Source organism: Desulfitobacterium dichloroeliminans LMG P-21439 (genome assembly GCF_000243135.2).
GTDB lineage: Bacteria > Bacillota > Desulfitobacteriia > Desulfitobacteriales > Desulfitobacteriaceae > Desulfitobacterium > Desulfitobacterium dichloroeliminans.
Genome location: NC_019903.1, coordinates 2,741,590 through 2,754,904 on the forward strand (window position 1 = coordinate 2,741,590; position 13,315 = coordinate 2,754,904).

The 13,315-nt window shown below is 45.1% G+C and carries 11 protein-coding genes; 1 reads left to right on the forward strand and 10 read right to left on the reverse strand.

The annotated features are described in order from the left end of the window. Window position 1: 1 nt before the first annotated feature. Both DESDI_RS13025 and DESDI_RS13030 read right to left on the reverse strand, forming a co-directional pair. Window positions 2-337 carry a thioredoxin family protein gene (locus tag DESDI_RS13025; RefSeq protein ID WP_015263078.1) on the reverse strand — a complete coding sequence of 112 codons (336 nt, stop codon included), beginning with the start codon at window positions 335-337 and terminating at the stop codon, window positions 2-4. A gap of 148 nt (window positions 338-485) precedes the next feature. Continuing rightward, entirely contained in the window at window positions 486-2,540 is a 2,055-nt protein-coding gene (locus DESDI_RS13030; protein ID WP_015263079.1) for an alkaline phosphatase family protein, read from the reverse strand. Window positions 2,541-2,743: 203 nt separating this feature from the next. Between DESDI_RS13030 and DESDI_RS13035 the strand changes: the two genes are divergently transcribed. Further along, a complete protein-coding gene (locus DESDI_RS13035) occupies window positions 2,744-3,655 on the forward strand; it encodes a LysR family transcriptional regulator (RefSeq protein ID WP_015263080.1) in 912 nt (303 codons plus the stop codon). Between the two features lie 153 nt (window positions 3,656-3,808). On the opposite strand, the gene DESDI_RS13040 is transcribed toward DESDI_RS13035, so the two are convergent. From DESDI_RS13040 to fabG, 8 genes are all read right to left on the reverse strand, one after another. Beyond that, the gene (locus tag DESDI_RS13040; protein WP_041219484.1) at window positions 3,809-4,813 is read right to left on the reverse strand and encodes an ABC transporter ATP-binding protein; all 1,005 of its coding nucleotides are present in this window, start codon (window positions 4,811-4,813) and stop codon (window positions 3,809-3,811) included. Then, complete coding sequence (locus tag DESDI_RS13045) at window positions 4,782-5,810, reverse strand: ABC transporter ATP-binding protein (protein WP_015263082.1); 1,029 nt, start codon at window positions 5,808-5,810, stop codon at window positions 4,782-4,784. The genes DESDI_RS13040 and DESDI_RS13045 overlap by 32 nt, the downstream gene beginning before the upstream one ends. Window positions 5,811-5,824: 14 nt before the next feature. Continuing rightward, complete coding sequence (locus tag DESDI_RS13050; protein ID WP_015263083.1) at window positions 5,825-6,667, reverse strand: ABC transporter permease; 843 nt, start codon at window positions 6,665-6,667, stop codon at window positions 5,825-5,827. 15 nt (window positions 6,668-6,682) lie between these two features. Continuing rightward, a complete protein-coding gene (locus tag DESDI_RS13055; RefSeq protein ID WP_015263084.1) occupies window positions 6,683-7,627 on the reverse strand; it encodes an ABC transporter permease in 945 nt (314 codons plus the stop codon). A gap of 81 nt (window positions 7,628-7,708) precedes the next feature. After that, window positions 7,709-9,286: an ABC transporter substrate-binding protein gene (locus DESDI_RS13060; protein ID WP_015263085.1), complete on the reverse strand. Its 1,578-nt coding sequence runs from the start codon at window positions 9,284-9,286 to the stop codon at window positions 7,709-7,711. 82 nt (window positions 9,287-9,368) lie between these two features. Beyond that, window positions 9,369-10,850, reverse strand: coding sequence for a carboxylesterase/lipase family protein (locus tag DESDI_RS13065; protein WP_015263086.1), 1,482 nt, complete (start codon window positions 10,848-10,850; stop codon window positions 9,369-9,371). Between the two features lie 230 nt (window positions 10,851-11,080). Beyond that, window positions 11,081-12,259 (reverse strand): acetyl-CoA C-acetyltransferase, encoded by a 1,179-nt coding sequence (locus DESDI_RS13070; protein WP_015263087.1) that lies wholly within the window; start codon window positions 12,257-12,259, stop codon window positions 11,081-11,083. A 54-nt stretch (window positions 12,260-12,313) separates the two neighbouring features. Further along, the gene (gene fabG / locus DESDI_RS13075) at window positions 12,314-13,057 is read right to left on the reverse strand and encodes a 3-oxoacyl-ACP reductase FabG (RefSeq protein WP_015263088.1); all 744 of its coding nucleotides are present in this window, start codon (window positions 13,055-13,057) and stop codon (window positions 12,314-12,316) included. Between the last annotated feature and the right edge of the window lie 258 nt (window positions 13,058-13,315).

The window sequence follows — 13,315 nt, forward strand, 5'->3', positions numbered from 1 at the left end:
GTTAGAGTGGATTTGCTTCCAGGATCGTTGCGATTTTTTCCTCGATTAGTTCCTCATCAACAAGACCGGTTTGCTTCCCTCGATATTCGCCTTCACTAAAATAGAGGATTTGGGGCACACCTTTTAAAGAGAATCGTTGAAAAAGGGCGGTGTTTTCTTCAGAATCAACATAACTAAAAGCAAATTTGCCTTCGTATTTCTGCTGCAATTCTTCCAGGACGGGGACGACCTTTTGACAAACATGACAGGTTTTTCTTGAGAAAATAACCAAACAGGCTTGACCTTTATTATAAATCATTTCGTCGAAAGAAGTAGAATTCAATTGATTTAATGGCATTTTTCTGACTCCTTCATGGTGTTGAATTCATTATTTTCCTCAGGGACATTTGTAAACTTATATCCATGTTTCAGCAATATATAGCCGTGCTTTACTTAACACTGGCTATATATCACTGAGACATGACTTTTTGATCAATTCTTTTAGCTTATTCGGAAATGATTTGGTAGATCGGTGCACCTTCACACTGAGCCGGTACTCTCACGCCGGTGAGCAGGGCAATGGTGGGGGCCACATCAGCCTGTCTGATCACACGTTCCGTGACACAATTTTCTTTGATGCCGCGGCCGGCAGCCACAAAGATTGGGGAAACGGAAGTATCGGCATATCCCCATTGGGTGGAAAGTGAATCAGCGTGAATTTTATTGAAGCCTTCTTCCGTGAAATAAACGATATCGCCGCATTGTTCACCACCCATGCCAAAGTGTACTGCATCTTTATTGCGTACTGCTACCGAGATAACCCGGCGGCCACTATGGGGATCGCGGTAGTTATACAGATCTGAAATAATCTGAGTTTCCAGTTCATACTTGTCGGCGGGGTCCACAATACCATGAGGGTTTCTTCCCTTGAGGTTGATATAGATATGATCGCCGCGGATCGCGATGGCTCTGGTTTTGGTCCAGTCAATTTCTTTGGTATCGTTACCGTTTTCATCCTTAACCATGACGGTATACCCTAATTCAGCCATTACAGGAACATTAACCCCGTGAATCTCACCGAGAATTACCCCGTGATATTCTTGGGTAAGCAAACCATGATCGGAGGTAATGATAATGGTCCAGCCCTGATCAAGGAAGGGCAAAAATTGGCTTAGATAGCGATCTGTCTGGCAGTATGCTTCTTCCTGGAATTGCTGGTAAGCAAGCTCATTATTGTCCTTCCATTCTTCCTGCTTACAAGCGTAATGCCAGAAATAATGTCCTACTCCGTCCAGGTTATGAAGGTGAGAGAAGATAATATCATACTTGTCATGCTTCATAAAATAGGTCAGACACGCTGCCTGCCAAGCACAGTAATTGTCCCAAGAGGGGAGCATGGTCTCACGCACCAGTACTTCGTTGGAACCGTTGACCCGGAAATTCACCGGAACATTGCCGATGTTCTCCACGACTTCCTTATATAAGCTTTTGGGATGGAAGTAATCATCACGCCCAACCTGAGAAGCATTATTGATAATGATATTGAATTTTGAACCGTCCTCGGCTAGATCCAGCAACTGATAATTACGGTTGCAGGGAACATCAGCTCCCTCATCATTTTTGACCGTGTCGCTGACATCAAAGCAGATCTCTCCTTTTTTCAGGGTCAGGTAAGAAGCACTTGCCTTTTTGGATTTATAGAGTTGAATCGTATCATAGACTCCTAGCTCGTTTGGCACGATTAGGCCAGGGCGTCGTTCTAAACCATTAGATACAAAGAAAGTAAATTCCTTGGCCTGTGCCGGTGCCTGAGCCCAGCCTTCGGCAGGTTTAATCGCCGCTTTAATGGTATCGCAAATCATATTACCCAGGGCTTCAATTTCGCATTCGTCTTGCTCCGTAATACTAAATTGAAAACCTTTGGCATTATTACCGGCCGCAATTACTTTACGAAATACAGATGTCTCTGCCTGTGCTCCTTCTTCCATCAAGTCTGCAGCATTGTCAATAATGCAGCCTTGGCCCGGGGCGACATGGGAGGTATTGGGCAGGTATTGGCTGGAAGCAATTTTCTCAGAGCCGGTGATTACTTTCAGGATATCCAAAAAGGGGATTCCATTGTTGATCCCTGAAGGCTGGGTGCCGTCAACGACATGAAGGTTCGGGCTATCTGAGGTCGGAGGCCAAGAAGATCCAGGCCAGTGCCAGACTAAGGTCTTCTTCCCAGCTTCTTCAGCAAAGACATTCCACAAAGGCTCAGCTTTTGATTTACGGGAATCTAAATTATAGTACATTGTGTCAATATTCACAGGATCGGATGCAAAGAAACAAGTAATGCCATGGGTTCCGGGATTCGCACCCGTGGCCAAAGTTGTCCAGAGGGGTGGAGTTACTGTTGGCATTGCTCCTAAGAGTACTAAATCTTCTCTGGCTGACCCTTTGCGTGTGAATTCTTTCAAGGCAGGCATTTTTCCCTGATCCATGAATTTCTTGGCTAATCTAGGGTCAAAGCCATCGACACCGAGAACAATTACTTTCTCAGTTAATGCTTTTTGTTTCATGATAAACCTCCTTAGCTTATGGTTGAATATTATGATTCGTCCCTTTAAGGTAACTATATTACACAGCTTGCTTGACGTGTAGACATGAATATGTTGTGAAAATTGGTTTTGTTATATTTAAATTGTTATAACGAGCACATTCTGATAGAATAAGGGTAGAAGGCGGAAAGCACCATCTATTTGGCGTAATTGGAGGTCTTTAGATGAGAGTTGAATACTTGAAGTATTTCGTCGAGGTCGCTCGCTGTCAGTCGATCAACAAGGCCAGTAAAAACCTTCACCTTACCCAAGCAAATTTGAGCAAGATGATGGCAACAACTGAACGGTATTTTGACACGGAGCTATTTATAAGGACTAATCGTGGTATTACCCTAACCGAACATGGGAAACAAGTATTGGCATGGGCTCAAAACGCCATGAATGAACAAAAGAAGATGATCCGAGCTTTTGCCGATGACAATAAAACACGGCCATACAGGCAAGGAAATCTAACCATTCTTTGTCCGGCCAATATTGCCGGCGATAGCAATTCCACTGTCATTAATAAATTTACCAGCGAATATCCAAACATTAAGCTCAGTTATCAAGAAATGGGTGTGCCGGAAATAATCCATCAGGTCCATGAAAGCAAAGACTATGTAGGAATTATCATGTTGATTGATGATTTATATAATGAGTTAATCACAGATGAGCTGTGCTATTACCCCATGCGCAATATCAAATTCGTGGTCTATTCTCATAAGGACAGTCGCTTTGCCCAGCAAGGCTTTAAAAGCATCTCCCTTAAAGCCTTAAGCAAGGAACAGTTGATCGTCTATAAACCGACAAGCCATTCCCCTTCCCCTTTTGAAGACCTATTTGCCAAGTATGGTTTAGACAATATCAAGTTCTCTGTCAGCAACTTATTTACTTTTTATGATATCTTACAGAAAGGCCAGCACATCACCCTCGGTGCTGCCAGACAGGCGAAGTTCTTCCCGAAGGTTTTAGACGGCATGATTACGACCCCCATTCGGGATAAAATCAACTGCCGAATCGGCATCTTGATTCATAAGGAAAATAAAGATAATCCGATGATTCAACAATTTATCAAGTTTTATAATGAGTCTAAGTAGAGCACCACTATATTAACTTAAAGAAAACGTGGCTTGCGCCCGAAGACATTTTTTCCATTCATCAGTGATGGCTCATAGAGGCAAGAATATCTGACACGTATGAAAAAAACTAGCCCCGCGGTTGCGCGGGGCTAGTTTTTTGCTTTGTAATTACTAGTTTAAGGTCACACACTCTGGGACAGTGGAGCTATCATATAATAAACAAGCTGTCAGACTATCTTTAGAGGTTCGAATGAGCGTCGGATCAGTTTCCTTACATTTTTCCATGGCCACCGGACAGCGTGTATGGAAACGACAGCCTGTAGGAGGGTTTGCCGGGCTTGGTAGATCTCCTTTTAAGATAATCCGTTCGCGATCCCGAAGCTTGGGATCAGGTAAGGGGACGGCCGCTAATAAGGCCTTGGTATAAGGATGATGAGGGTTGGCAAACAGCTCCTCTTTCTCGGCGAATTCGGATATTTTACCTAAATACATGACGGCGATTTTATCACTGATGTGCTTCACCACTTGAATACCGTGAGCGATAAACAGATAGGACAGCCCCATATCTCTTTGGATTTCTTTCAAGAGATTGAGGATTTGGGCTTGAATGGACACATCTAACGCTGAAACAGGCTCATCACAGACAATCAGTTTGGGCTGTAAGGCCAGGGCTCGGGCAATTCCTATTCTTTGTCTTTGTCCTCCTGAAAATTCAATGGGATACCTGCTGCCATGATAGGTAGCCAGCCCTACTCTTTCCAGTAGTTCATCCACTCTTTTTCTACGCTCTTTACTGGTCCCCACTTTATGCAGAACCAGAGGTTCAGCAATAATGTCGGCAACGGACATTCTGGGATTTAGGGAAGAATAGGAATCCTGGAAGATCATCTGGAGATTCTTGCCCATTTCTTTTTTGCTCTTGTATTCAGAGAGCTTTTTTCCTTCGAAGTAGATTTCCCCAGCGGTGGGGTTGGTAAGCCCCACCACCATTCTGCCTATGGTTGACTTTCCGCAGCCGGACTCCCCGACCAGACCCATGGTTTGACCGGGATAAATATCCAGACTGACACCATCCACAGCTTTGACAAAATTATTCTTTTTACCGAAAAGTCCACTTCCCACCGGAAAGTATTTCTTTACCCCTTTAAGTGACAATAGCGGTTGATTCTCTGTCATCTTCCTCATACCCCTTCCCTGATGAGTGGATCCAGCAGGACACACGATTTCCTGAGGGTTGTTGCGCCAATTCAGGAGCGACCTCGTGACATTTATCCATGCCGAAGCTACAGCGTGTCACGAAATTACAGCCCTTGGGCAATTCAAGGGGATTGGGTACTACCCCTGGAATCGCGTCCAAAGTTTCCTTTGAAGGTCCGGCTAATGAGGGAATACTATCCATCAGCCCCTTAGTATAAGGATGTTGAGGGTTGGCAAAGATCCCTTCCACATTGCCTTCTTCGACGATTTTTCCGCAATACATAACAAGGACGCGGTCTGCCGTCTCTGCGACAACGCCGAGGTCATGGGTGATCAAGAGGATAGATATACCAAACTTCTTCTGCAAATCGCGCAAGAGATATAAGATCTGAGACTGAATGGTAACATCAAGGGCAGTTGTGGGTTCATCCGCAATCAGCAGCTTCGGATTACAGGCCAGGGCTATGGCAATCATCGCTCTTTGCCTCATCCCGCCGGATAATTGATGGGGGTAATCACTAAGACGCCTTTGGGCGTCAGGAATGCCGACTTTATTCAGCAAATCCAGGGCAGTTTGCTGCGCTTCCTTGTAGCTGACCTTTTTATGAAGCAGGATTGCTTCGGCGATTTGCCTGCCAATGGGATGGACCGGGTTTAGCGCTGACATGGGATCCTGGAAAATCATCGCAATATCATTGCCTCGAATTTTCCTTAATTCCTTTTCCTTTAGTTTTAATAAGTCGCGTCCTTCAAACAGGATGGAGCTATCCGGGCGATATTTGATGGCGCTTGCGTTCAATCTCATGATGGAAAGAGAAGAAACACTTTTCCCACTTCCTGATTCGCCGACTAATGCTACAATCTCACCTTTCTGAATTGAAAATGAAATATCATCCACAGGCTTAATCTCACCTTTGGGGGTCGGGATGTAGGTTTTTAAATGATTGACTTCCAGTATGGGTGTTTCTGTATGCAAGTATCTCCCCCCTTTTACAGTATCTTTTGTTGTTTAGGATCAAGCGCGACCCTCAGACCATCACCCAGAAAGTTCCCGGCCAGAATGGTCAGCATAATGGCAATACCGGGATAGACGATCATCCAGGGATTAATATAGATCAAACTGTATCCTTGCTGGATCAAGTTCCCCCAGCTGACATCAGGAGGCTGGGCACCCATCCCCAGAAAGCTAAGGGTAGTTTCCGTTAGGATGGCAATACTGAGATTAAAGGAAGCCTGAACAACGATGGGCGGCGAGATATTGGGAAGGATATGTCTGATCATAATCCAAAGAAAACCCGCTCCGGAAATTTTCGAAGCCTCGACATAAGGTTCTAAGCGTACTTGCAGAGTTTGACCTCTGGCCAAACGGGCAAATTTGGGGGTAAAGACTATTCCAATAGCCATCATGGCATTCCAGAGGTTAACGCCTAAAGCGCTGGTGATTCCTAAGGCCAGAATGAGGGCGGGAATGGCAATGATGGCATCGACGATGCGCATAAAAATATCATCGATAACGCCGCCCAAATAACCGCTCAAAACCCCTAATGGCACCCCGATAAAGAGTGGAATCATAATAGCAAACAAGGATGATTTAATGGCAGTCTGTGATCCCATAAGCATTTTGCTCAAAACATCACAACCTAACCCATCTGTACCCAGCCAATGTTCGGCACTGGGGAGCTGCATGACCTTTGTTAAATCTTGCTTGAATGGGTCATAAGGTTGAATATGAGGAGCAAGTAGGGCAATTATGACGAGAATGGCGAGAAAAATAAAGCTGATAAAGGCGAGTCTTTCCGCCATTAAGCGTTTGAAGATTGTTTTAAAACTCATTCTCCCGGCTCCCCTCTAATACTCGATTCGTGGATCCAATAAGGCATACACAATGTCTGTAATGAAGTTAATCACAACGACCATCAGAATCATCACCAGTACCACACCCTGCACCACAGTGAAATCACGCTGGCCAATGGCGTTAATCACCAGTTGTCCCATACCCGGAATGGCAAAAATATTTTCCACAACGACCGTGGCCCCTAACATGGTTCCCATTAAGAGACCAATAGTCGTGACAACAGGCAGCATAGCGTTTTGGAGGCCATGCTTAAAAATAGCTCGGTAGCGACCTGCACCCTTGGCATAGGCTGTACGTATATACTCCGCATCCATGGTTTCCATTAATGAGGAGCGCAACTGGCGTGTAATGACGGCTATTCCGGCTAAACTCAAGGAAAAGCCCGGCAACAAAATAAATTTCGCAAAAGATCCGGCTCCATCGGTAATGCTTATAAATCCGGTCGCTGGAAGCCAATTCAGCTTTAAACTAAAAATGATAATCAGGATCATGGCACACAAGAAATTCGGGATGGCTGTGCCTAAAGTTCCTAAAAAGCGGGCAACATAATCCATCCAGCTCTTAGGATAGTAAATGGAGGTAATGGCAAAAAACATTCCACCGACAATCGAAAAAGTCATCCCCACCACCACCAGCTGGATCGTGACCGAAAGGTGCTGCCCTATGGCTTGCCCGACAAGCTGCCCGGTAAAGATCGATCTCCCTAAATCGCCGTGAAGAGCATTATTTAACCAATGGATATATTGCATAAGCACAGATTGATCAAGGCCTAATTGGTGACGTAATTCGGCAACTTTTTCATAGGTAGCATTTTCACCGAGAATGGCCAGGACAGGATCACCCGGGATGAGTAGTATTAAAGAAAAGACGACGAGGGTTGTAATGAACAGCATGGGGATGACGTATACTAAGCGTCGCAGCATGAATTTCAAAAACATTATTACCCTCCTTTAAAATTGAGTGAAGCAGGATCGAAATCCCACTTCACTTTTTTCCGAAGCAGATATAGCCAGAACAATTTATTTTTGTTCTACCCAAAGAGATGAAAAGATCGCCTTTCCTAACATGTTTGGCTCAAAACCTTGGACCTTCTTGTTCATAGCTGCCGTCATCGGTTGGGAGAAGGTGGGAATGGAGAAGGCATTTTCGACTACTGACGTATTCACTATTTTCTTATACAGTTCGGCACGTTGATTCTGATCCGTGGTAGCAGCAGCCTCTTTGATCAGTGCCTCAAGTTCTTCAGTAGTAGCTCTTCCCGGATTATAATAACTGTCTTTTCCATAAAGACTGTTAATGGTCATCTGGGGATCAGGCCGTCCAGACCAATTGCCTGTCAGGGCATTGGTCTCTTTATCACCAAGAAAGCTCTTAACCGCTGCATTGGGTTCTAAAGTTTCAATATTTACGGTGATTCCTACCTCTTCAAGCTGTCCTTTAATTCCATTAGCCAGCCTTGTCCACCACTCAATAGGATAGGTTGTTAAGGTGAAAGAAACATTACTCAGACCGGCATCCTTCAGCAACTGCTTGGATTTTTCGGGGTCATAGGGTACGTCGATACTATCGTCATGTGCCCAGTAATCTTTAGGGAAGGGTTGAACAGCCACTGTCCCTTGACCAAAGTTAATGGCCTCAATCAATTGCTGACGATTAATTCCATATAATACTGCTAACCTTGCAGCCTTATTATTGAAGGGCGATGCATCCGTTCTCAGATAAAGCATATTTAAAGCTAAGGTGTTCGTAGGCTTTAAGACAATATTAGGATCAGCCTTTAATGTAGCAACCATCTGCGGTTGAACATTAGCAAGAAAATCAACTTGGCTGGTTTTGAGGGCATTGATTTGGGAATTGGCATCAGGAATCACTTTGACAATCAGTTTATCAAGATAGGGCAAGCCCTTTTGCCAATAATCTTTATTGGCTTCATAGCCAATCTCTCCATTAGGGATATGATTGCTCACTATGAAGGGACCGGCACCTACAGGATGTTGCGAATAATCTGCGCCAAGGGTGTTGATTGCCGTAGGCGAAACCATCATGCCCCCGCGATCAGATAAGGCTAAGATGATTGAAGAATCAGGCTGGGACAAAAGAAGCTTCACCGTTTTGTCGTCAACAACTTCTACACTTTGAATATTTTTTAGATCACTAATCTGCGAATCCTTGGAATTAACACGATCGAGGTTGAATTTCACGGCTTCAGCATTGAAGGGGGTACCATCGGAGAACTTTACACCCTCGCGAAGATGGAGCACGATGGTCTTGCTATCCGTAAATTCCCAGGATTCGGCTAAACCTGGTTCTGGTTTCATATCCGTTGTAAATTTAACCAAGGTATCATAAATGGGCCATAGCAAGGCATGATCATTACCTGTCGTACCTTTTATTGGATCAAAATTAGTTACATCGGCCACATAAGCCACCGTCAAGGATCCACCCTGTTGGGGGGTCCCCGGTGACTGGCTGGCTTGATTCGTATCTGGAGTATTTTGTTTGTCTGCTGAACTAGATTGTGAACCACATCCCGATAGGACCATCATCAAAACAACTAAAAACGTTAGGATAGCTACACTTTTTTTTGGTTTTGACATTTCTTTTCCTCCTTCTTGTTAGCAGAGATTATCAAAGACTTGTTCCCAATTCATGTCTCGGCAATCCATCCCTCCTCTTTTACTAAGCAAAGATTTCTTTCCAACTCAAACGTTTCTGACCATTAGGATCATTTATAACTTCATTGTTAGTGTTGAAAAGCATTGTGGCCCTGTTCTCCTCATCGTATAGCGGCCAATTAGGTAATGTCGTGTTGTTCGGATCACCCTGATGAGCAAAAGCGATCCAGGCTCGATGCATCAGTTCGGCTAAGCGGTAACGATCGGCATCCTTCCCTGTTATCTTTTCCGTAGCCGGATTGAGTAGGGTATTCCATACAAAAGGAATTTCCAGGCCATGAAAAGCCTTTAATTCCCCTCCTAAGGCCCTACTTCCATAGTCAAACCGGTACATCCACACCGGGGCGCCGTGCCTTGCTTGACCTTCGCTAAAGTAAATGGCCGGATAGGTAAAGACATAATGAGTCATGGCATCTTCATAGCTGGCTTTGGTTAAGGCTTCTTCCTGGGCAAAATATTGGGAAATATTCGTCCAGCTTGAGCCAAATGTTTGCTCAAAAAACAGCTTTATCTTATGTTCATCCATCTGTTTCCAGGCCGGATCGAAATAAGAGAAAAGTGCATTTTCATCGGCGTTCGTGCCAACTAGTACCGGAATATCTTTGGCAAAACCTTCATATAGAACTTTTTCCGGTTGTTCCGAAATGATAATTCCATCCCCAACCGGACCCAAAGCCCGACGGGGGAAAATCTCGATGGCCTTTAAGATTTTCTCGGCCGGAATGGTTTGTAATGCCGTTAAATTTTGCTTATCAGCCTGGAGCTCGCTAAGGAGTTGTTCTGTCATTTTCGTTGCTGTCGCAAGGGCTACTTTACAGCGGGCCGTTCCGCTTTGCAGAATTGCTTTCTGAAAAAGACCTTTGGCCATGGGCATAGATAATAAATTGCCCACACTGACAGCTCCTGCTGATTCACCAAAAATCGTGATATTATTCGGATCTCCACCAAATCCCTCAATATTTTCCTTAACCCATTTTAAGGCTGCTACTTGATCCAGGAGTCCGCAATTGCCTGAACCTCGATATTCCTCATCTCCAATATCACTTAAATGAAGAAAACCAAAAACACCCAAGCGATAGTTGAGCGTTACAATAACCACATCTCCTTGTTCCGCAAAGGATTTCCCGTCATATAAATGGCTTGAACCCGAGCCATACATGAAGGAACCCCCATGAATCCAAACCATCACCGGTCGTCGTTTATCATCGGCACCTGGGGACCAAATGTTGAGATATAAGCAATCTTCATTTTTATGTACTGGCGAGTCACTCAAAAATATCATGGAAGGGCTTTCCCCTTGAAGTGAAGCCGGCCCAAACTCTTTGGCTTCTCTCACCCCTGCCCATGATTCTGGTTCTTGTGGTGGACGAAAGCGGCGAGAGTTAAGGGGAGGTGCTGCATAAGGTATGCCCCGCCAAATGCTAACCCTTCCTTCTCTTCTACCTTCCACCATACCGAAGCGGGTTTTTACCAAGGTAGTCGACATCTTAAGTATCATTCCTTTCCCTGTACTGAAGGTACTTAAATGGATGAAACTCTAAGGAGATAAACTGCGTCTAATCTACACTGGTTGAACTGAGGTGACTATAGAACTTTTAAGTAAGCGATATCTATCTATAGTAAACGAAGTGGTTAAAAAATAAGCAGCTTCGCTATTTTGAATCTGCACAAGTAAGAACAAAATGCGAAGCTGCCGAATGGGGAGCTCCTCAAGGGTTAGCGCTCAACGACAAGAGCGATACCCTGCCCGCCGCCGATACAAAGGGTGGCCAGGCCGAGTTTATCATTTCTTTTCTCCATTTCATGAAGTAGTGTCACAAGGATCCGTGTGCCGCTGGCACCGATGGGATGTCCCAGGGCAATGGCCCCTCCATTGACGTTCACCTTGTCCGTGGGAAAATCCAATTCCTTGGCCACGGCTAGGGTTTGGGAGGCAAAGGCTTCATTGGCTTCGATGAGATCAAGCTCAGCCAACGCAATTTTTGCCTTCTTTAAGGCTTTTTTTACCGCAGTGACCGGCCCGACACCCATGATCGCCGGGTCCACTCCTGCCATGGCATAGCCTTTAATCTTCGCCAGATAAGTTAGCCCCAAGGAATCAGCCTTCTCTTTAAGCATCAGCACACAAGCTGCAGCAGCATCATTAATGCCGGAAGCATTACCGGCGGTTACTGTACCGTCCGGTTTAAAGGCGGATCTTAGCTTCCCTAAGGTTTCCACGGTTGTACCAGCCCGAGGATATTCATCAGTATCGAAAATAAGCGGTTCTCCTTGTCTCTGTGGAATCACCACTGGAACGATCTCGTCTTTAAATCTACCTCTTTCGATGGCCGCTACTGCCTTTTCCTGGCTCCAAGCCGCAAACTCATCCTGCTCGGCGCGGCTGATTCCGAATTGTTCAGCCACATTTTCGGCGGTTATGCCCATATGATAATCGTTGAGGGCGCACCAAAGACCATCCTTAATCATGCTGTCGACGATGGCTCCATTGCCCATGCGTTGGCCCCATCTCGCCTGCTCCAAGAGAAAGGGCGCATCAGACATGCTTTCCATACCACCTGCTACAACAATTTCGGCATCTCCAGCCATAATAGCCTGTGCTGCTAAAGCAATGGATTTAAGTCCCGAACCACAAACCACATTGATGGTTTGCGCTGTCGTTTCTACAGGTAACCCTGCTTTCAAGGCTGCCTGGCGGGCAGGATTCTGCCCCAGTCCGGCTTGCAGAACATTGCCCATGATGACTTCATCCACTTGCTCTCCCTGAATACCTGCTCTATGCACCGCTTCCTTGATAACCAGTGCTCCTAAATCGATGGCCCCGTACCCTTTCAAGGCGCCTCCGAAGGAGGCGATGGGCGTACGAACCGCACTGACGATGACTACGTCCTGCAAATCTATCCCTCCCTGCTGTTCCTATATTAATGTTTGCCCTCCCAGATTTTCGTATTATCTGTATATATAGCCCCCGGCTACCAAAATTTCCTCACCGGTAACAAAGGAAGACTCTTCACTGCACAAATATGCGATAACGTCAGCTACTTCGGATGGTTGCCCCATGCGCTTAAATGCGGTCTTATCAATGTAATCTTCCAGTGCCTTCTCCGGTACAGCGCGCATCATCTCCGTATCAATCACCCCAGGGCGTACACAATTGACATTGATATTATATCTTCCTCCTTCTCTGGCCAGACTCTTGGTAAATCCGATGGTACCCGCTTTGGTGAAAGAATAATTAGCCTGCCCGGCTTCGCCGCTAGAATTTGTGGAAGACAAGTTGCAAATTTTACCGTATTTCTTCTCCCTCATGATTAGCCAGGCTTCCTGAGTGCAGTTAAACAAGCCTTTGCCATTCACGGCCATCACAGCATCCCATTGCTCTTCCGTCATTTTGTGGAAAATCACGTCCCGTGTAATCCCTGCATTATTAACAAGGATATCCACCGTTCCAAACTTCTTCATAATCGCTGCAAAAGCAGCCTTTACATCATCACGCTTGACGACATTACAGCCAACACCCATAACCTTTTCGCCGCTGGGATCAAGATTCTCGGCCAATTGCTGGGCTCCTACAGCATCCACATCCAGAATCGCAACCTTCGCTCCCTCTGCATAAAACTTTCTGACTATCGCTTCCCCGATCCCTTTGGCTCCACCGGTTATTACTGCAATTCTTCCATCAAACTTTGCCATAAATAACACCTTCCTCTTCTACTTTTTGTCTTTGAGAATACCTCTCGGAAAATTCGAGCAGGATCTCATAAAATCTAGAGTCATATTAAATACAAGCAAGAAGCATGCCAGATTAAAAACTTCTTTTTACCAAACTGATTTATCAGGGGTTTTTTGGGAATTCCCTAATTTCACTCGTGAATTACCGGCCTAGTCTGTGGTAAATATGCAACAAGGCGTGTAGTTTGTTTACAACATATCTTATTATTACCACGAATG

Excerpts from the sequence above, each read along its gene's own strand:
- DESDI_RS13025 (WP_015263078.1), bottom strand. The coding sequence starts at position 337 with ATGCCATTAAATCAATTGAATTCTACTTCTTTCGACGAAATGATTTAT.
- DESDI_RS13030 (WP_015263079.1), bottom strand. The coding sequence starts at position 2,540 with ATGAAACAAAAAGCATTAACTGAGAAAGTAATTGTTCTCGGTGTCGAT.
- DESDI_RS13035 (WP_015263080.1), top strand. The coding sequence starts at position 2,744 with ATGAGAGTTGAATACTTGAAGTATTTCGTCGAGGTCGCTCGCTGTCAG.
- DESDI_RS13040 (WP_041219484.1), bottom strand. The coding sequence starts at position 4,813 with ATGACAGAGAATCAACCGCTATTGTCACTTAAAGGGGTAAAGAAATAC.
- DESDI_RS13050 (WP_015263083.1), bottom strand. The coding sequence starts at position 6,667 with ATGAGTTTTAAAACAATCTTCAAACGCTTAATGGCGGAAAGACTCGCC.
- DESDI_RS13055 (WP_015263084.1), bottom strand. The coding sequence starts at position 7,627 with ATGTTTTTGAAATTCATGCTGCGACGCTTAGTATACGTCATCCCCATG.
- DESDI_RS13060 (WP_015263085.1), bottom strand. The coding sequence starts at position 9,286 with ATGTCAAAACCAAAAAAAAGTGTAGCTATCCTAACGTTTTTAGTTGTT.
- DESDI_RS13065 (WP_015263086.1), bottom strand. The coding sequence starts at position 10,850 with ATGTCGACTACCTTGGTAAAAACCCGCTTCGGTATGGTGGAAGGTAGA.
- fabG (WP_015263088.1), bottom strand. The coding sequence starts at position 13,057 with ATGGCAAAGTTTGATGGAAGAATTGCAGTAATAACCGGTGGAGCCAAA.